Consider the following 18,929-nt stretch of genomic DNA (forward strand, 5'->3'; position numbering starts at 1 on the left):
ACCTGTAGACCGACGTGATCCGACGCCGTCAGAACATCATGAGGGCGTGCGTCCGTTGCCCCGCAGCCTCGATCCATTGCCTGACGAAGCGCTGACTGGCTACATCCTTCGTCTCTCTCGGCACCTGGGAACGTCGCCCGGAACGGTCGTCATCCGTACCGGTCTGGCCAGTGAGAAGAACCGACTGTCCCGTGTTCCCATCCGGCTTCTGCATGACTTGGAGCCAGCGGAGCTTCACTCCTTCACCCGGGCGACTCGACTCACCCCAGACGAGGTCAGTCGTCTGCTGACCTCGTCGCTCGCCGGAAGATACGGGCCCCTGAGCGAGAGGTTCACCCCGCGCAAGAGCGCTGCGAGGATGGTCAACGACAATGCATGGTTGCTGACTCGTACTCCTCGTTACTGTCCGCAATGCCTCACCGGGGACGGCAGCGAGATCCAGCAACTCCATGGTGGAGCCTGGCAGCGGTCCTGGTTCCTTCCGCCGGTTTTCGCCTGCACGAAGCACCGACGCCTGCTGCGAGTCGGCTGTCCCAAGTGCCGCCAACCCACCGATGAGGTCGAGATGGGCAGCGTCATCGCCCGCCCTTGGGACGAAGACCTGCACCCGACCCAGTGCCGGACCACCACTGCCTCGCGCACCACCGGGCACATCCAACCGGCTTGTCGCGCCCAGCTTGCCGAATCCGGCCACGTGGTCCCCGAAGACCTTCCCGACCTCAAGACGCTGGAACATCTGCTTGGCCTTCAGCAGCGACTTCAGAGTCTCCTTGATCCCGCGAGCCCCGAGATGACCTCGTGCGTCGGCTGGTTGATCCCCGTTGCCGACTACTTCGCAGACCTCAGGGCTCTTCTGGGTCTAGTGTTCCTGTCTTGGCCGGCGGCACGGCCCTTCGCTGCGACTCCAACTCTCGCTGAAGTCCTGGACGATGAAGCCGCACAACGTTATGCCCGCGCGGCAGTCCTTCGCGGCGAGCCTGGCAAGAAGCACAGCTCCCGTCCCTTCACCGACCCACCACTGCCCCCACTGCCTATGGGGGCAGTACTTGGAGTCGCCGAACGACTCTTGGATGTCGAGGACGAGAACCAGGCCCGCGAGCGAATGCTGCCACTCATCGAGCAGGCCAGGGACTTTGATCAGGCTCTGTCGCTCTATCTCCGACGCGAAGGATGGATCTCGTTCCCACTGCGGATCGCCGTCATGAACCGGTCCAAGCACATGGCTCCGATGCACGAGATCATCGCCCGCGGCCCGATTCCGTCAGGCGGCCTTCGACGCCGACCTTGAAGGGCTACCACCGGGCGTCTCGTAGTCACCTTGGACCGAGTCGCACGGCGTGATCCAAGAGAGTAAACGGGATGTGGCCGACCCATGCCTACCGGACACGTCTCCTTCCTGCCGGGAGATCATGTGCGCGTGACGCTATGGATCCGTGCCTGCGACGGCGAGAGCGATGTCTGGTCGTACTTCGAGCTGGACGACAAGGAATGGGCGCTACGGCACGTCGACCTGCAAGGACTTCAGCGCCAGCCCGTGACCGCAGCCTCGATGGCGGAGGTCATCGAGATCCGTGACCGCGGCGACCTCGCAACCATGGCCTCCTACGAGCGGCAGTACGGCGTCCTCGCGGAAGGCACCCGCACGGCTGGCGAGAAGTGGACGGCGTTGCCGAGATCACCCGCCAAGAATTCGAGTCGACGTGGGCCGCTGCGCGAGAGACCCTCAACGGGGATCGCGCCGAGGAGACAAGTTGATCACGGACTACCAGCAGAAGCTGCGCGAGCGCTACCTCGCCGCCCCCGTCCTGCTGGCTCCGGAACCGTGGCAGACGGTGCTGGACCGCAGGACCCCCATTGGGGGTCTGCTCGGCATCGGATTCGCCGTCCATCCCGACAGCGGTCACGACCTCGTCATGGTCGTGTCCAGCGACGGCCATGGACTCTTCGACGCGGTGACTGGCGAGAAGATCGCCCGCGACAGGGAGCCCGACCCCGAAACGAGCACCCCCGACGCCCACCCGGACCTCACCTGCCCCGGGCTCGCCCCGATCGCAGGCGCTCCGGTGCGCATCGCCGGACTCTTCGGCGGCGGCCTGCACAGCACCACGCCGGACGGCTGGACTCTGGACGTCGTCAGCCCCGAGTGGCCCCACGACCGCGTCATCCTTTCCGCCGACGGTGGGTCCCACAAAGGGCCGGCGGGAGGGACGTGGTGGCACGTCTTCCACTCCGAGTACTCAGAGCTCCGCGCAGCCGGATTCTCGCCCTCCGGCCTGACCCTCGCGGTCGCCACCAGCAGCGACCTCACCCTCTGGACCCGGACTGAGCTCCACTTCGACGACTGAGCGGACAGCGGGCCACCACGCGAGAGGACGGCAGATGGACCGGGTAGTACTCGCCGGGATGCTGAGCGACCAGACCACGGCCTGCGAAGCCGCCAGAACCGCGCTCCTCAACGGAGGCGACTTCGTCGTATGGGACGGCGGCGTTCCCAGTCGGCAGCTTGCCGGCATCTACGCGGCTCGTCTTCGACGGGCGAGGAAGCGAGGTACTGAGACGCTCGCCCTGCCGTCCACCGTCGACATCCTCACCCGGCTCGAAGCTGCTCAGGTCAGGATCGGCTGCATCTTCTCACCGGACCGGACGTGGGCCTTCATGCTCTTCCTCGCCGACGACGTCAACTCAGTCCTCGCCTGCACGGGAGTCCGCCAAGCCGAGCGGTGACAGTTGTCCTGCTCAAGTGACAACTGTCTTGCTCAGTCACACGCGGCCACCGTGGGACAGAACACTTTTGCAAGCGTCTGCTTGCAAAAGTTAGCGAGCCGACGCACCATGGCGTCATGGCATCACTCAACGTCGGCAATCTCGGTGAGTACCTGCGGGAGCAGCGCCGCAGCGCGCAGCTCTCGTTGCGGCAGCTCGCCGATGCCGCCGGGGTGTCGAATCCGTATCTGAGCCAGATCGAGCGCGGGCTGCGCAAGCCGAGCGCGGACATTCTGCAGCAGCTCGCGAAGGCGCTGCGGATCTCCGCCGAGACGCTGTATGTGCAGGCCGGGATGCTCGACGAGCGGGAGCGGGAGGAACTGGAGACGCGGGGTGTCATCCTCGCGGATCCCTCGATCAACGAGCGGCAGAAGCAGGTGCTGCTCCAGATCTACGACTCGTTCCGCAAGGAGAACGCCCTCGACACGGAGAACGCCCTCGACACGGACACCCCGGAACCAGCCCCCGAGCAGCGCTCGGAGCGAGCCGCCCGTGCGGACGGCGGCGGTGCCACCCCCACCCCACCCTCAGACTGAACCGACCCGGGAGGACCCCAGTCATGGCCATCACCGATGACCTGCGTAAGACCTTCAGCGACCCGAAGCCCCTCTACTTCGCCGCCGGGACCGCCGAGCTGGCCGTGGAGCAGGCCAGGAAGGTGCCCGGGCTGATCGAGCAGATCCGGGCCGAGGCGCCGGGGCGGATCGACGCCGTACGGAACTCGGACCCCAAGGCCGTCCAGGAGAAGGTCGCCGGCCAGGCCAAGGAGGCCCAGGCGACCGTTCAGGCCAAGGTCACCGAGGTGATCGGTTCGTTCGACACCGATCTGCGGAAGCTGGGCGAGACCGCCCAGGACCTGGCGCTGCGCGGGGTGGGCGTGGCCGCGGAGTACGCGGTCAGGGCGCGCGAGACGTACGAGAAGGTCGCCGAGCGCGGCGAGCAGAGCGTACGGGCGTGGCGCGGTGAGGCGGCCGAGGAGATCACCGAGATCGCCGTCGCCGTGGAGCCGGAGCCCGCCGCCAAGGCCGAGCCCGCCGCCAAGGCCGAGCCCGCCGTCGAGGCCAAGCCCGCCGCGAAGAAGCCCGCGCAGCGCAAGCAGGCCGCCAAGAAGACCACTCCTCCCGCCGCCGAGTAGAGCGGGCGGGACGGGGAACGGGAGAACAGGCCGGGCCGGGCACCTCAGGGGTGTCCGGCCCGTTGTCCAGGTACCTTCGACGTACGGATCGGCACAAGGACCGCAAGTCCTCCCACCACTGTTAGGCGGTGCTCAGCATGTTGCTCTCGGCATTCGGTTCTGTTCTGTGGCTGCTCAATATGGCCATGCTCGTCCTCGCCGTCGTCGCGCTCTTCTTCTCCGCGACGGCCCGTGAGGACGCCTACCGGGCGGCGGACAAGCAGACCAAGAAGTTCTGGCTGATCCTTCTCGGTGTCACGGTCGCCGTGAACCTCTTCGTGCCGATGCTGTTCCTCCAGATCGCCGGGCTCGTCGCCACGATCGTCTTCATGGTCGACGTACGCCCCGCCGTCCAGCAGATCTCCGGTGGCGGCGGTGGACGGCGCGGCGGTTCCAGCAGCGACGGTCCCTACGGTCCGTACAACGGGGGACGCTGACCGGCCCGAGCGCGGGCGCACACGGCGGGCACGCGCAGGCCGCGGACGAGGCCGTACGGCCGCCGCTCAGGCGCCCCGGCCGAGCAGCAGGACCGCCACGTCGTCGGTCAGTTCGCCGCCGTTCAGCTCGCGCACCCGCGCGACGGCCGCCGCCAGCAGTTCGTCGCCGCGGAGCCCGGCGTCGAGCTGGGCGTTGATCATCTCGACCATGCCCTCCTCGCCGAGCCGCGCTCTGGTCTCCGGGCCCGCCCGGCCCTCTATCAGGCCGTCCGTGTACATCATCAGATTCCACGAGCCGCCCAGCTCCACCTGCCGACGTGGCCAGCGGGCCCGCGGCAGCAGACCCAGCGCGGGGCCGCCCTCCTCGTACGGGAGGAGCCGCGCCGCCCGGCCCTTGCGAGCGATCAGCGGTGACGGATGGCCGGCCAGGCACATCCCGGCGCGCCGTCCGTCCGGCGAGATGTCGACGGTGCAGAGCGTCGCGAAGATCTCCTCGCTCTCCCGCTCGTGCTCCAGGACCTGCTGGAGCGTGGAGAGAAGCTGATCGCCGCAGAGCCCCGCCAGGGTCAGCGCCCGCCACGCGATCCGCAGCTCCACGCCGAGCGCCGCCTCGTCGGGGCCGTGGCCGCAGACGTCGCCGATCATCGCGTGGACCGTGCCGTCCGGCGTACGGACCGTGTCGTAGAAGTCCCCGCCCAGCAGCGCACGGGAGCGGCCGGGGCGGTAACGGGCCGCGAAGCGCAGGTCCGAGCCCTGGAGCAGGGGAGTGGGCAGCAGGCCGCGCTCCAGCCGGGCGTTCTCCTGGGCGCGCAGCCGGGACTCGGTGAGCTGGCGCTGGGCGATGTCCGCGCGCTTGCGCTCGACGGCGTACCGGATGGCGCGGCTCAGCAGCCGTCCGTCCAGCTCGTCGCGGAAGAGGTAGTCCTGCGCGCCGACCCGTACGGCCGCCGCCGCCCGCTCGCCGTCGCCCTCCGCCGCCAGCGCGAGCACGGCATGGCGCGGCGCGAGCCGCAGGACGTGCTTCAGCGGGCCCAGTCCGTCGCCCTCGGCCGCGCCGGGGAGCGCGAGGTCCACCAGGATGCAGTCGATGTCGTCCGTGAGCAGCCGCTCGGCCTCGGTGAGGTTGCGGGCGCTGCGGATACGGACCTGCGCGCCCGCCGCCTCCGGCAGCTCCGGGGTGGCGAAGGTGCCCGCCGGGTCGTCCTCGATCAGCAGCAGCGTGAGGGCGCCGCTCTTGACGGGCTCCGTGACGGCTTCCCTGACGGACTCCGTGGCGGTGGCCGGGACGGCCGTGGTGTCGGCGGTGGTCGTCGTGCCCGTGCCGGCGGCTGTAGAACCTGTGCGCTGCCGCGGTACGGGTACAGGTGCGGGTACGGACATCGGTCTGGGTTTCCTTCCCTCCCCCCGAGGGCACGATGGAGCGACGATCGACGCCCCACCAGACGGGGACCATAGCGGTAGCCGCCGCCCCAGCGGAATGGCGTACGGACCGGGCCACCCCGTCATATGCCGCTTCCCGTCACGCATCCGGCGGGATTCGGGCCTCGCGCCCATGACAAACATCACGTACGTATGCGCGTGTCATCGCGGATGAACATGGAACGCGTCACACCGGCCGCCCACATGACGCGGCTGCCGTCCGGGGACCCGCGGCGGTCCTATTTGTCCGGTCGTACGACCCCGAGGATGCGCATCGACCCCGCGCCCGTCACCGTCACGTTCCGCCCCGGCCGGGGCGCGTGCACGATCTTGCCGTCGCCTATGTACATCCCCACATGGCTCGCGTCCTGGTGGTAGATGATCAGGTCGCCTGGCCGCATGTCCTTGACGCCGATGCGCGGCAGCAGCCGCCACTGCTCCTGCGAGGTGCGCGGGATGGGCCGTCCGCCCGCCGCCCACGCCTGCGAGGTCAGCCCTGAGCAGTCGTACGAGTCCGGGCCTTCCGCTCCCCAGACGTACGGCTTGCCGACCTGCCCGGTCGCGAACTCGACCGCCTTCCTGCCCTGCGCGCTCGCGGTCCTGTTGATCTCCTGGAGCGCGCCGGAGCCGAGCCACGCCGTCTGGGCGGTGAGCGCGGCGTCCTTCTCCAACTGGGCCAGCCGGGCGCGGTCCTTCCGCGCCAGGCTCGATTCCAGCTTCTCGGCGGCGGCGATCCGCTTCGTGATCTCCTTCTTCGCCTTCTCCTTCTTCGCGCGGTTGGCCTCCAGCTCCTGCCACCGCGTCCCCGCGTCCGAGGTGTAGGTCTTCAAGTCCTCCTGCGCCCTGGAGAGTTCGGCGATGAGGCCCCGCGTGGCCTTCTGGCCCTCCCGGGCCCGCGCCACGCCGTCGAGGAAGAGCTGCGGATCGCCGGTGAGCATCAGCTTCGCCTCCTGCGGCAGCCCGCCGTCCCGGTACTGCGCCCGAGCGGCGGCACCGGCCTGCTTCTTGAGGGCGTCGAGCCGCACCTGCCCCTTGACGATGTCCTCCGTCAACCCGACGACCTCCGCCGACTGCTTCTTCGCGCGCTCGTCGGCGAGGTTGTACGCGTCGGTGGCGGAGGCCGCCTTCTGGTACAGGTCCTCTATCTCCTTGCGCACCTCGTCCAGGGAGGTCGCGGCCGTGCCCGACGCGGCGATGTCCGACGGCGAGACGCCCGGGGGCAGTTCGACCGGGGGCGGTGCGACGGCGGGCGGCGAGGTGGTCGGCGCGGGGCCGGCGACACCGGGGGGCGCGGGCGCCGCGTACGCCTGGCCCAGCAAGCCGGCTCCCGGTGCGGACAGCACGGCGAGCGCGCAGACCAGGGTGATCGCGGCAGAGGCACAGCGACGTCGGTTCACAAGCTTCCCCTCCAGGCCGACCACGCGGCAGAGATATCTGATGAACCGTCAGTAATATTCCGCCACAGGCGAGATCGTGCCATGTCCGCCGTCAAAGCGACAGAGGCCCCGCTTCCCGCTTCCCGCAGATGAGACGAACGAGGCCGCGCGACCGTTCCCCGGGACCCTCGCGTGTCCCTGTTTCCCCCGCGTTCCTCTCGCGGCTCATCCGCCGCGGCCGGCCTCGGGGCCCCCTTGCCGAGCCCGCCCGGAGCCCGTCACGTAAGCCTTCCCGGCCCCGAATCCGGCCCCGAATCCGGCCCCGAACCCGGTGCGAGCGCCGCCCACTTCACCGTCACCTCGCCCTGCCGCCACCGCCGCGCGTCGTCCGCGAGCGGCCAGTCGGCCGACAACTCCCGTACGGCGCTGATCCAGCGCTGCCGCGCGCCCAGTGAGGCGTACGGGGCCGCCGCGGCCCACGCCCGGTCGAAGTCGCGGAGGAACGCGTGGACCGGCTCACCCGGCACATTGCGGTGGATCAGCGCCTTCGGCAGCCGCTCCGCGAGATCGGAGGGGCGGCCGAGCGAACCGAGCCGCGTCGCGAAAGTGACCGTACGCGGCCCCTCGGGCCCGAGCGCCACCCACACATGCCGCCGCCCGATCTCGTCGCACGTCCCCTCCACCAGCAGCCCGCCCGGCGCGAGGCGCGCGCACAGCCGCGCCCAGACCGCCGCGACCTCGGCCTCGTCGTACTGCCGCAGCACGTTCGCCGCCCGGATCAGCACCGGCCGGCGGCCGTCGGGGAGCGGCACCTCGAAGCCGCCGTGCCGGAAGCGGAGCCCGTCCCTCTCGTACGGGAGCGCCGCGGCGACCCGCGCCGGCTCGATCTCGATACCGGTCACCTCGGTACGCGGGTCCGCCGAACGCAGCCGCCGCAGCAGCTCGACGGCGGTCCACGGCGCGGCCCCGTACCCCAGGTCCACCACGACGGGATCGGCCGAACGGCGCAGCGCCGGGCCGTGGGCGGCGGCGATCCAGCGGTCCATACGGCGCAGCCGGTTCTGGTGGGTGGTGCCACGGGTCACCGCGCCCACCGGCCGCGCGGTACGCGCCGTACGGGCCGAAGGGGACAGATGCTGCGCCATACGGGTGAGCGTATCCAGATCGGGCACGGCCGCGCGGGTTGAGCCGTTGTCGGTAATGATTTGGCAAAACGGAAATGAAGGAGGTGCGTTCCGCTGTTGACGGCCTTCGGAGGGGTCCCCACGCCCTTCCTTCGTCATGCTTTCCGGCACGTTTTCCTGCGAGAGGACCCTGGACGTGAGCCAGTACGTGTCCCGTATCGCCGGCACTTTCGCAGGACCGCCCCGGCCACCCCGGCTGCGACGCCCGGGACCGCACCGCAGGCCGCGCCGGATAGCCATGCTCAGCGTCCACACCTCACCGCTGCACCAGCCGGGGACGGGCGACGCGGGCGGGATGAACGTCTACATCGTCGAGCTGGCGAAGCGCCTCGCCGCGATCGACATCGAGGTGGAGATCTTCACGCGCGCCACGACCGGTGGCCTGGCCCCCGCGGTGGAGCTGGCGCCCGGCGTGCTCGTACGCCATGTGGACGCCGGTCCGTACGAGGGCCTGGCCAAGGAGGAGCTGCCCGCACAGCTCTGTGCCTTCACCCATGGCGTGATGCAGGCGTGGGCGGGTCAGCGCCCCGGTTACTACGACCTGGTCCACTCGCACTACTGGCTCTCCGGCCATGTCGGCTGGCTGGCCTCCGAGCGGTGGGGCGTCCCGCTGGTCCATGCCATGCACACGATGGCGAAGGTGAAGAACGCCGCGCTGGCGGAGGGCGACCGGCCCGAGCCCGCGGCCCGGGTCATCGGCGAGACGCAGATCGTGCGCGCCGCCGACCGCCTGATCGCCAACACGGCGGAGGAGGCCGCAGCCCTGGTCCGCTTCTACGAGGCGGAGCCGGACAAGGCCGCGATCGTGCACCCCGGGGTGAATCTGGAGTGTTTCTGTCCGGCGGACGGCCGCGCCGCGGCCCGTTCCCGGCTGGGGCTTCCCCAGGACGCGTTCATTCCGCTCTTCGCCGGCCGTATCCAGCCGCTGAAGGCGCCCGATGTGCTGCTGCGCGCGGTGGCCGTCCTCCTGGAGCGGGACCCCTCGCTCCGCAGCAAACTGGTCGTCCCGATCGTCGGCGGCCCGAGCGGCAGCGGCCTGGCCAAGCCGGAAGGGCTCCAGAAGCTGGCGGCGCGCCTCGGCATCGCCGATGTCGTACGGTTCCGGCCGCCGGTGGGCCAGGCACGGCTCGCGGACTGGTTCCGGGCGGCCTCGGTGCTGGTCATGCCCTCGTACAGCGAATCCTTCGGCCTGGTCGCCATAGAGGCCCAGGCGGCGGGCACCCCGGTGGTGGCCGCCGCGGTGGGCGGACTCCCGGTGGCGGTACGGGACGGGGAGACCGGCTTCCTGGTCCCGGGCCACGAACCGGCGGCGTACGCGACCGCACTGCGGCGCTTCCTCGACGCCCCGGAGCTGGTCGACCGGATGGGCGCGGCGGCGGCGCGCCACGCCCAGTCCTTCGGCTGGGACACCGCGGCGGCGGCGACGGCGGACGTCTACACGGCGGCGGTCCAGGACCACCGGCGCCACGGCCGCCCCCAGCACCACGGCTGACCTGTCCGTCCCCGGCAGCACCACGGATGCCCTGTCCGTCCCCGGCGCCACGACGGCTCCTGGCGCCATGGCCGGCCCATCTCCCCGGCACGGCCCGTGTCGTAGGCTCGGCCCATGGCTGACGTCGATGTCGTACAGCGGACCGCGCGGGCCGGGCGGATCGTCGAACAGGCGCTGAAAGGCGCCGAGCTGGAGTGGGAGAGCCCGGAGCCCGGTTCGTACGTCGTCACCCTCCCCGGTACCCGCAAGCTCTCCACGACCTGCTCGCTCCGTATCGGCCGGCACGCGCTCTCCGTCAACGCGTTCGTGATCCGCCACCCCGACGAGAACGAGGAGGGCGTCCACCGCTGGCTGCTGGAGCGCAACCTCAAGCTGTACGGGGTGAGTTACGCGGTCGACGCCCTCGGCGACATCTACCTCGCGGGCAAGCTCCCGCTGGCGGTCGTCACCGAGGACGAGATCGACCGGCTGCTCGGCTCGGTGCTGGAGGCGGCGGACGGTTCCTTCAACACCCTGCTGGAGCTGGGGTTCGCGAGCGCGATCCGCAAGGAGCACGCGTGGCGGGTGTCGCGCGGCGAGTCCACCCGGAATCTGGACGCGTTCGCGCATCTGACCCGGCGTGGCGAGGCGGCCGGCCCCGCCTGAGGCCGAAGTGCGGGCGTATCCCTCAGAGGCCGGGGGCCACCGCCGCCAGGTCGTCCACGCTTCCGGACATGATCGTGCGCAGGTGCGCGGTCAGGTGCTCGACCGGCCAGTCCCACCAGGCGAGCGCGAGCAGCCGGGCGATGTCCGGCTCGCCGAACCGCTTCCGGATGAGCTTCGCCGGGTTGCCGCCGACGATGCCGTAGTCCGGTACGTCGTCGACGACCACCGAGCCCGAGGCGATGATCGCCCCGTTCCCGATCCGGACGCCGGGCATCACCGTCGTGCGGTAGCCGAACCAGACGTCATGGCCGACCACGGTGTCGCCCCGGCCGGGCAACCCGGTGATCAGGTCGAAGTGGTCGGACCAGGACCCGCCCATGATGGGGAACGGGAACGTCGACGGGCCGTCCATCCGGTGGTTGGCGCCGTTCATCAGGAACCGCACGCCCTCGCCCAGCGCGCAGAACTTCCCGATGACGAGTTCTTCCGGACCGTAGTGGTAGAGCACGTTCCGGGTCTCGAAGGCGGTGGGGTCGTCCGGGTCGTCGTAGTACGAGAACTCCCCGACCTTGATCAACGGGGAGGTCACCAGCGGCTTGAGCAGGACGACACGCGACTGCCCCGGCATCGGGTGCGGCACCGTCGGATCGGCGGGAACAGACGGAACAGACGGAACAGACGGAACAGCGGGCACGGCGGGCACGGCGAACCGTTCTCCTCGCGGTCAGAGGTCCGGATTGCCCGCCATGATCGCAGGGGCCCCGTCCGCCCCGCCACGCGTTTTCGGCGGGGCCGCGACCACGCCCGCGTCATTCTCCGGGCCCCCGCCGCCCTCCGGATCCGAGAGCCCCCGTACCAGCAGCCAGTAGCCGAGCCCGGCCGCCGTCCCCAGCGCCGCGCACGCGCCCCACAGCCAGTTCGCGCCGAACCGGTCGATCACGAAGCCCGACATCAGCGGGGCGATCAGCGCCGCCGCCGACCAGGACATCGTGTACATCCCCTGGTAGCGGCCCCGTCCGTGGAGCGGGGAGAGCCGGACGACCAGCCCCGTCTGCGTCGGTGCGTTGACGATCTCCGCCAGCGTCCAGACGACGACCGTCAGTGCGTACACGCCGAGCGACCCCGCGAACGCCGTCAGGCCGAAGCCGTATCCCGCCAGGACGGAGGAGACGATCAGCAGCCGGCGCGGGTCGCGATGCTGGATGAAGCGAGTGACCGGGATCTGGAGGATCACGATCAGCGCGCCGTTGACCGCGATCGCCGTGCCGTAGTCGGCGCTGTCGAACCCGTCCGCGCCCATCGCCACCGGCAGCCCGACGTACCCCTGCTGGAAGATCAGCGCCACCACGAAGGAGAGCCCGACGACGCTCATGAAGCGGCCGTCCCGCAGGACCGTTCCCAGCCCCGCCCCCGCCCCCGCCGAGCCGCCCGCCGCCGGGCCCGGGACCCCGCCCTCGCCCGCCGTGCCGGCCGGCCCCGTACCTTCCGGCCGGGACTCCGGCACCTTCAGGAAGACCACCACCGCGCAGGCCAGCGTCAGCACGGCCTCGCCCAGGAACCCCGCGAGATAGCTGTACTGCGCGACGAACCCGGCGCCCGCCGCCGAGACCGCGAAGCCCAGATTGATCGCCCAGTAGTTCAGAGAGAACGCCTTCACCCGGTCCTCGGGCCGCACGATGTCCGCGATCATCGCCTGCACGGCGGGCCGCGACGCGTTCGAGGCCATCCCCACCAGGAACGCCACCGCCGCGATCGCCACCGGGTCCCGCATGAAACCGAGCAGCGCGACCGAGGCCGCCGTCGACACCTGCGCGATCAGGATCGTGGGCCGCCGCCCCAGCCGGTCGGTCAGCACCCCGGCGCCGAGCGCGGAGACCACCCCGCCGAGCCCGTGGAGCGAGGCCACCAGACCCGCGTACGAGGCGGAGTAGCCCCGGTCCAGCGTCAGATAGAGCGCCATGAAGGTGGCGACGAACGCGCCGAGCCGGTTGACCAGGGTGCTCGTCCACAGCCACCAGAACTCCCGGGGCAGCCCCGAGACGCTGTCGCGCACCGCGCGCCGCAGCCCGCCGGCCCAGACGGCGACCGTGGTCGTGACCGACGTGGAGACGGGCATACGGATCCCCCGGAGCAGCGATGTGATGTGCGGTGTGGCCGTCAGCGGCGCGAGCGACCGGCGCGGCGACGACCAGGGGAAATGTACGTACGGGCGGCCCCCGTCCGCCACCCGATTGACGCGACGCGTCAACCGTCGGAAAGCGCCCGCTCCGGGGCACGAGACGTCCCCCGGGCCGCGCGCGACGGGTCCATTAGGCTTTGGCCCATGGCCGACGCACCGTACAAGCTGATCCTCCTCCGCCACGGCGAGAGCGAATGGAACGCGAAGAACCTGTTCACCGGCTGGGTGGACGTCAACCTCACCGACAAGGGCGAGAAGGAAGCCGTCCGCGGCGGCGAGCTGCTCAAGGACGCCGGCCTGCTGCCCGACGTGCTGCACACCTCCCTCCAGAAACGTGCCATCCGCACCGCGCAGCTCGCGCTGGAGTCCGCGGACCGCCACTGGATCCCCGTCCAGCGCTCCTGGCGCCTGAACGAGCGCCACTACGGCGCGCTCCAGGGCAAGGACAAGGCGCAGACGCTCGCAGAGTTCGGCGAGGAGCAGTTCATGCTCTGGCGCCGCTCGTACGACACCCCGCCGCCCGCGCTGGAGGACGGCACGGAGTTCTCGCAGAGCGACGACCCCCGCTACGCCACGATCCCCGGCGAGCTGCGCCCGCGCACGGAGTGCCTCAAGGACGTCGTGGAGCGGATGCTCCCGTACTGGTACGACGCGATCGTCCCGGACCTGCTCACCGGCCGTACGGTCCTGATCGCCGCCCACGGCAACAGCCTGCGCGCACTGGTCAAGCACCTCGACGGCGTCTCGGACGCCGACATCGCGGGCCTGAACATCCCGACCGGCATCCCGCTCGTCTACGAACTGGACGCCGACTTCCACCCGGTCACCCCGGGCGGCACCTACCTGGACGCGGACGCGGCGGCGGCCGCCATCGAGGCCGTGAAGAACCAGGGCAAGAAGAAGTAGGCCGCCTCCAGGAGGACCTTGAGCCCTCCTTACCCCCACAGGCCCCCTACCCGCGACACGTTCGCCGGTAGGGGGCCTGTCGTTGTGCCGGTGCATTTCTTCGGCTTCCGTCCTGCCCGTTCGTTAGAGGGCGTTACGAAGATTATTGACACTCTCTCGGTATGCGTTACAGCTTCTAACGAACCCGAGTGCCGCTAACCAGCCATGCCCCCTGACGAGACGTCAGAGGTCAGGACGCTGGCGGAGCACCGCGCCGGATCCCGGGCACCGTCACAACGCAGAGGAGAACGCACGCGTTTGAACGCTTGGCCGAATGGGCGATCCGCCGCTCCCGGCTGGTTCTCGTCGTCACCGTCGTGGTCGTGGCCCTCATGGGCGTGCTGGGCGCCGGCGCGTTCGGCAAGCTGCTCGGCGGCGGCTTCGACGACCCCGCCTCCCAGTCCACCCGGGCCGCACAGGTCATCGACGAGAAGTTCGGCGGGGAGACCAACCTGGTCCTGCTCGTCCGGGCGCCCGAGGGACGCATCGACAGCCCCGACGCCACGCGGAGCGGCGAGACCTGGTGGCCGACCTCAAGAAGGAGGACAAGCTCACCAACGTCGTCTCGTACTGGGACACCGACAGTCCCGATCTCCGCTCCCGGGACGGCCGCGAGGCCATGGTGCTCGCCCATGTGACCGGTGACGAGACGGAGCAGCGGGAGAACGCCCAGCGGATCCTCGACACCTACACCGGCAGCGACAAAGGCGCGCTCACCGTCGAGGCGGGCGGCGGCGCCGCCGTGGGCAGCGACCTGTCGACGCAGGTGATCGACGATCTGGTGCTGGCCGAGATCATCGCGATACCGCTCACCCTCGTGCTGCTCCTGTTCGTCTTCGGCAGCGTTGTCGCCGCCCTGCTGCCGCTCGCCATCGCGATCATCGCCGTCATCGGCTCGTTCGCCCAGCTCTCCCTCCTCGGCAGCGTCACCGAGGTCGCCGACACCGCGACCAACCTCACCACCGCCCTCGGCCTCGGACTGGGCATCGACTACGCCCTGCTGATGACCAGTCGGTTCCGGGAGCAGCTCGCCGCCGGGGCGAGCGTGGACGACGCCGTGCGGCGCACGGTGAGCACCGCGGGCCGCACCGTCGCGTTCTCCGCCGCGACCGTGGCGGCGGCGCTCGCCTCGCTCCTGGTGTTCCCGCAGTACTTCCTGCGCTCGTTCGGCTTCGCCGGGGTCGGTGTCGTCGCCATCGCCGCCCTCGCCACCCTGTTCGTGATGCCGTCCCTGCTGGCAGTCCTGGGCCACCGGGTCAACAGCGGACGGCTGCCGTGGGCGAAGCGGGGGCGCTCCGGTGCCCGGGAGCCGCTGTGGGGGCGGCTGGCCCGTACGGTCATGCGGCGCCCCGTGCTCACCGCGCTCCCCGTGCTCGCCTGCGTCGCCTTCGGGCTCTCGATGGACTACGAGGTGTTCGTCACCAGCCGGATCAAGGAGCTCCACGATCTGGGCGCGGACAACGAGACCGCGGTGGCCGACGGCCTCGGCCACACCGGGCGCATCGTCAGCGCGGCGGCCTTTGTCCTCGCGGTGAGCTTCTTCGCCTTCGGCACCGCCAAGATCAGCTTCATGCAGATGTTCGGCCTGGGCAGCGGGCTCGCCATCCTCATCGACGCCCTCGCCGTACGCGGCGTGCTCGTCCCGGCGGCGATGCGCCTGCTCGGCCGCTCGGCCTGGTACGCGCCCGGCTTCCTGCGCGGGCTCCATGACCGGATCGGCCTCAGCGAAGGCGGCCCCGAGCCCACGGCCGCCAAGGAGCCCGCGATGGCGAAGTAGGCGGTGGAGCGGACCGAGGAACGGGCGGAGGGCCCCGTCCGGCGGAACGTGGTGACACGTTCTGTCCGGGCGGGGCCCTCCGCGTGCGCGTGCTTGCGCGCGTCCTACGTCGTCGTACGTCTTCCGTCGTCGTACGTCTTCGCAGACGTGAAGGTGCGCATCAGCGGTCGCGACCGGTCGGCCGGTCAGCGGCGCCGGCCGTCAGCCGCAGCCGCCGCCGCACTGGCACGGGCCGCCCGACTGGCAGCCGCAGCCGCAGCCGGAGCCGCAGCCGCAGGCGCCGAGAACGGGCAGATGTACGACGGAGGCAGGGGCCGCCGGGGCCTCCTGCCGGGGGGCGGTCGTCGGGGAATCGGCCATGGGATCCTCCTCAAGGCGTGCACGGATGTCGCCCCCGCCATTGCATGCCGCCGAAGTCGGGGCAACAACGGCGCATGCGCGGCGCATCCGCGCAAGCGCGGCGTTTCGCGCCCCTTCCGCGCTCCCCTGCCTCAGCTCTGCACCACTACGCGCCCTCGACCGGGGAGTCCGCCGGCTGGATCTCGTCCGCGTGCTCGCCCGTCACCAGGTAGACGACCCGCTTGGCCACCGACACCGCGTGGTCGGCGAACCGCTCGTAGTAGCGGCCGAGCAGCGTCACGTCCACCGCCGTCTCGATGCCGTGCTTCCAGCGGTCGTCCATCAGGTGCTGGAAGAGCGTGCGGTGCAGCAGGTCCATCTCGTCGTCGTCCTGTTCGAGCTGGAGCGCCAGCTCGACGTCCTTGGTCACGATGACCTCGGCGGCCTTCGCCATCAGACGCTGGGCGAGCTGCCCCATCTCCAGCAGCGTCGCGTGCAGGTCGCGCGGCACCGGCGACTGCGGGAACCGCAGCCGGGCCTGCTTGGCCACGTGCTGGGCCAGGTCACCGGCGCGCTCCAGGTCGGCGCTCATCCGCAGGGACGTGACCACGATCCGCAGATCCGTGGCCACCGGCTGCTGCCGCGCCAGCAGCGCGATGGCGCGCGCCTCCAGGTCGTGCTGGAGTGTGTCGACCTTGTCGTCGGCCGCGATCACACTCTCGGCGAGCTTCAGATCCGCGTCGAGCATGGCGGTGGTGGCACGCCCGATGGCGGAACCGACCAGCCGGGCCATCTCGACCAGGTCTTCGCCTATCGAGTCCAGTTCCTCGTGGTACGCGTCCCGCATGGGGTTTGTCCCTCTCTCGACGTTCCTGTGACGATTCTGCCAGCGGCAGGGCCGGGGCCCGGGGCCAGGGGCCGCGGGGGGCCGGTGCCCTACGCTCCCACGTTCTGTCCGTTACGCGTCCGGCTCCTCCCTCCCAAATGAACCGGTACTTTCCCCTCGGTGAACTCTGGGCGACGAGTGTTCGAGGAGACACCTTGATGGCTGGGAGCATGTCAGTGGCCGCGCATAACCTGGACACATGGACGTGAACGCGGCGGTCGCCGCATTGGCAGCGATCGCCGGGGTGTGCACCGGCGTGATCGCCATGCTGGCGTTTCGCTGGAGCGAACGCGACCAGGCAAGACCCACCCGCACCTCACTGCACACGGATGCCGTACTGCCCCCGGGCGTCGACACCGTGCTCTCGGTCCTGCGCTCCTCGGCCGTCGTGCTCGACGAGAGCGACTCCGTGGTCAAGGCCAGCTCGGCGGCGTACGCGCTCGGCCTGGTCAGGGGCGGCAAGCTCGCCGTCGAGCCCATGCTGGTCATGGCCCGCGACACCCGCAGGGACGGCGAGATACGACAGGTGGAGCTGGACCTCCCCCGGAGGGGCACGGGCCGGGGCGAGGCCCTCGCCGTCTCCGCCCGGGTCGCCCCGCTCGGCTCCCGCCTCGTCCTCCTCCTGGTCGAGGACCTGACGGAGGCCCGCCGTATCGAAGCGGTACGGCGCGACTTCGTGGCGAATGTCAGCCACGAGCTGAAGACCCCGACGGGCGCGCTCTCGCTGCTCTCCGAAGCCGTCATGGACGCCTCGGACGACCCCGAGGCGGTCACCCGGTTCGCCGGCCGGATGCAGATCGAGGCGACGCGCCTCACCAATCTGGTCCAGGAGCTGATCGACCTCTCCCGGGTGCAGAACGACGACCCGCTGGAGGACTCGGAGTCCGTACGGGTGGACGAACTGGTCGCCGAGGCCATCGACCGCTCCCGGCAGCCCGCGTCCACAAAACAGATCACCATGGCCTCAGGCGGCACGGCCGACCTGTGCGTATGGGGAAACCGCGGCCAGCTCGCCGCCGCCCTCGGCAACCTCGTCGAGAACGCGGTCAACTACTCACCGGCCCGCACGCGCGTCGGCATCGCCGCGCACCGCGTCTCCGCCACCGGCGGGGACCTGATCGAGATAGCCGTGACCGATCAGGGCATAGGTATCTCCGAGAAGGACCGCGAGCGGGTCTTCGAACGCTTCTACCGCGTCGACCCGGCCCGCTCCCGGGCCACCGGTGGTACGGGCCTCGGCCTCGCCATCGTCAAGCATGTGGCCGCCTCGCACGGCGGGGAGGTCACGGTGTGGAGCGCTGAAGGCCAGGGCTCCACCTTCACCCTGAGGCTGCCCGAGGCGGGCGCCGGACGGGACCGCACACCCACCACCGGGCCGGACGAAGACGACCACGCCCCCTACGACACCGCCACAGACCCCAGCCGCGGCCTTCGGCTGGATTCCCCGACCGTGATACCTGCCCCGGAGGTCCTTCCGTGACCCGAGTGCTCGTCGTCGAGGATGAGGAATCCTTCAGCGACGCCCTTTCCTACATGCTCCGCAAGGAGGGCTTCGAGGTCGCGATCGCGACCACCGGGCCCGCGGGGCTCGACGAGTTCGAACGCAACGGCGCCGACCTCGTCCTCCTCGACCTGATGCTGCCCGGCCTGCCGGGCACCGAGGTCTGCCGTCAGCTGCGCGGCAGGTCGAACGTCCCGGTGATCATGGTGACCGCCAAGGACAGCGAGATCGACAAGGTGGTCGGCCTGGAAATAGGGGCCGACGACTATGTGACCAAGCCCTTCTCCTCGCGGGAGCTGGTCGCGCGCATCCGCGCCGTCCTGCGCCGCCGCGGCGAGCCGGAGGAGGTCACCCCGGCGGCCCTGGAGGCCGGTCCGGTCCGGATGGACGTGGACCGCCACGTCGTCACGGTCTCCGGCGGCAAGGTCGACCTCCCGCTCAAGGAGTTCGACCTGCTGGAGATGTTGCTGCGCAACGCGGGCCGGGTGCTGACCCGTATGCAGCTCATCGACCGGGTCTGGGGCGCGGACTACGTGGGCGACACCAAGACCCTCGACGTCCACGTCAAGCGCCTGCGCGCCAAGATCGAGCCGGACCCGGGAGCGCCGCGCTACCTGGTGACGGTACGAGGACTGGGCTACAAGTTCGAGCCGTAAACCGGCATGCCGTACAGCGGCGTGCCGTGAGACGGCGGACAGCGACGATACGGCGTTGGGGGGGGCGCCGGGGGGGGGGGCGGGGGCCCACCCCGCAGGGCGGGGCGCCCCCGGCGCGCGGGGGGGGGGGCCGGGCCCCCCCCCCCCCCCCCCGCG

18 protein-coding genes and 1 pseudogene are annotated in these 18,929 nt (G+C 70.7%); 12 read left to right on the forward strand and 7 right to left on the reverse strand.

All coding sequences use genetic code 11. From position 1 onward, the window contains the following. The first annotated feature begins 46 nt into the window (after nucleotides 1-46). From ACIQ7D_RS16485 to ACIQ7D_RS16510, 6 genes are all read left to right on the forward strand, one after another. A complete protein-coding gene (locus ACIQ7D_RS16485) occupies nucleotides 47-1,288 on the forward strand; it encodes a TniQ family protein (RefSeq protein WP_403938051.1) in 1,242 nt (413 codons plus the stop codon). Between the two features lie 463 nt (nucleotides 1,289-1,751). After that, nucleotides 1,752-2,345, forward strand: a complete 594-nt coding sequence (locus ACIQ7D_RS16490; protein WP_403938053.1) for a hypothetical protein — start codon at nucleotides 1,752-1,754, stop codon at nucleotides 2,343-2,345. A gap of 34 nt (nucleotides 2,346-2,379) precedes the next feature. Further along, nucleotides 2,380-2,724 (forward strand): hypothetical protein, encoded by a 345-nt coding sequence (locus ACIQ7D_RS16495; RefSeq protein WP_403938055.1) that lies wholly within the window; start codon nucleotides 2,380-2,382, stop codon nucleotides 2,722-2,724. 116 nt (nucleotides 2,725-2,840) lie between these two features. After that, nucleotides 2,841-3,299 (forward strand): helix-turn-helix domain-containing protein, encoded by a 459-nt coding sequence (locus ACIQ7D_RS16500; RefSeq protein WP_403938056.1) that lies wholly within the window; start codon nucleotides 2,841-2,843, stop codon nucleotides 3,297-3,299. Between the two features lie 23 nt (nucleotides 3,300-3,322). Further along, nucleotides 3,323-3,898 (forward strand): hypothetical protein, encoded by a 576-nt coding sequence (locus ACIQ7D_RS16505; protein ID WP_403938058.1) that lies wholly within the window; start codon nucleotides 3,323-3,325, stop codon nucleotides 3,896-3,898. Nucleotides 3,899-4,035: 137 nt separating this feature from the next. Further along, nucleotides 4,036-4,374 carry a DUF2516 family protein gene (locus tag ACIQ7D_RS16510; RefSeq protein WP_399299920.1) on the forward strand — a complete coding sequence of 113 codons (339 nt, stop codon included), beginning with the start codon at nucleotides 4,036-4,038 and terminating at the stop codon, nucleotides 4,372-4,374. Between the two features lie 66 nt (nucleotides 4,375-4,440). Here ACIQ7D_RS16510 and ACIQ7D_RS16515 read toward each other — a convergent pair whose 3' ends face one another. The 3 genes from ACIQ7D_RS16515 to ACIQ7D_RS16525 form a co-directional block, all read right to left on the reverse strand. Beyond that, entirely contained in the window at nucleotides 4,441-5,754 is a 1,314-nt protein-coding gene (locus ACIQ7D_RS16515) for a PP2C family protein-serine/threonine phosphatase (RefSeq protein WP_403938059.1), read from the reverse strand. Nucleotides 5,755-6,032: 278 nt separating this feature from the next. Further along, nucleotides 6,033-7,190, reverse strand: a complete 1,158-nt coding sequence (locus ACIQ7D_RS16520; RefSeq protein WP_403938061.1) for an NlpC/P60 family protein — start codon at nucleotides 7,188-7,190, stop codon at nucleotides 6,033-6,035. A 257-nt stretch (nucleotides 7,191-7,447) separates the two neighbouring features. Further along, entirely contained in the window at nucleotides 7,448-8,314 is an 867-nt protein-coding gene (locus ACIQ7D_RS16525; protein ID WP_403938063.1) for a class I SAM-dependent methyltransferase, read from the reverse strand. 175 nt (nucleotides 8,315-8,489) lie between these two features. Here ACIQ7D_RS16525 and mshA point away from each other — a divergent pair, with 175 nt between their 5' ends. Beyond that, nucleotides 8,490-9,845: a D-inositol-3-phosphate glycosyltransferase gene (mshA, locus tag ACIQ7D_RS16530; protein ID WP_403938065.1), complete on the forward strand. Its 1,356-nt coding sequence runs from the start codon at nucleotides 8,490-8,492 to the stop codon at nucleotides 9,843-9,845. A gap of 114 nt (nucleotides 9,846-9,959) precedes the next feature. Beyond that, nucleotides 9,960-10,490, forward strand: coding sequence for a YbjN domain-containing protein (locus ACIQ7D_RS16535; RefSeq protein WP_403938067.1), 531 nt, complete (start codon nucleotides 9,960-9,962; stop codon nucleotides 10,488-10,490). A gap of 22 nt (nucleotides 10,491-10,512) precedes the next feature. Here the strand turns inward: ACIQ7D_RS16535 and ACIQ7D_RS16540 are convergent, their stop codons facing one another. Together ACIQ7D_RS16540 and ACIQ7D_RS16545 are read right to left on the reverse strand one after the other, a co-directional pair. After that, nucleotides 10,513-11,118 (reverse strand): CatB-related O-acetyltransferase, encoded by a 606-nt coding sequence (locus tag ACIQ7D_RS16540; protein ID WP_403938069.1) that lies wholly within the window; start codon nucleotides 11,116-11,118, stop codon nucleotides 10,513-10,515. A gap of 96 nt (nucleotides 11,119-11,214) precedes the next feature. Then, complete coding sequence (locus ACIQ7D_RS16545) at nucleotides 11,215-12,606, reverse strand: MDR family MFS transporter (RefSeq protein ID WP_403938071.1); 1,392 nt, start codon at nucleotides 12,604-12,606, stop codon at nucleotides 11,215-11,217. Between the two features lie 207 nt (nucleotides 12,607-12,813). Here ACIQ7D_RS16545 and ACIQ7D_RS16550 point away from each other — a divergent pair, with 207 nt between their 5' ends. Further along, entirely contained in the window at nucleotides 12,814-13,575 is a 762-nt protein-coding gene (locus ACIQ7D_RS16550) for a phosphoglyceromutase (RefSeq protein WP_385004014.1), read from the forward strand. Nucleotides 13,576-13,880: 305 nt separating this feature from the next. Beyond that, nucleotides 13,881-15,391: pseudogene (locus ACIQ7D_RS16555) on the forward strand (MMPL family transporter). Between the two features lie 201 nt (nucleotides 15,392-15,592). Here ACIQ7D_RS16555 and ACIQ7D_RS16560 read toward each other — a convergent pair. Together ACIQ7D_RS16560 and phoU are read right to left on the reverse strand one after the other, a co-directional pair. Further along, nucleotides 15,593-15,751: a hypothetical protein gene (locus ACIQ7D_RS16560; protein ID WP_403938073.1), complete on the reverse strand. Its 159-nt coding sequence runs from the start codon at nucleotides 15,749-15,751 to the stop codon at nucleotides 15,593-15,595. A gap of 145 nt (nucleotides 15,752-15,896) precedes the next feature. Next, nucleotides 15,897-16,577, reverse strand: a complete 681-nt coding sequence (gene phoU, locus ACIQ7D_RS16565; protein WP_403938075.1) for a phosphate signaling complex protein PhoU — start codon at nucleotides 16,575-16,577, stop codon at nucleotides 15,897-15,899. Between the two features lie 238 nt (nucleotides 16,578-16,815). Here phoU and ACIQ7D_RS16570 point away from each other — a divergent pair, with 238 nt between their 5' ends. Together ACIQ7D_RS16570 and ACIQ7D_RS16575 are read left to right on the forward strand one after the other, a co-directional pair. After that, nucleotides 16,816-18,096 carry a sensor histidine kinase gene (locus ACIQ7D_RS16570; protein WP_403938077.1) on the forward strand — a complete coding sequence of 427 codons (1,281 nt, stop codon included), beginning with the start codon at nucleotides 16,816-16,818 and terminating at the stop codon, nucleotides 18,094-18,096. Next, entirely contained in the window at nucleotides 18,093-18,773 is a 681-nt protein-coding gene (locus ACIQ7D_RS16575) for a response regulator transcription factor (protein ID WP_046498012.1), read from the forward strand. Before ACIQ7D_RS16570 ends, ACIQ7D_RS16575 begins: the two co-directional genes overlap by 4 nt. Nucleotides 18,774-18,929 lie beyond the last annotated feature (156 nt).

The sequence above is a fragment of the Streptomyces sp. NPDC096310 genome, from assembly GCF_044763125.1.
In the GTDB taxonomy this organism is placed as follows: Bacteria; Actinomycetota; Actinomycetes; order Streptomycetales; family Streptomycetaceae; genus Streptomyces.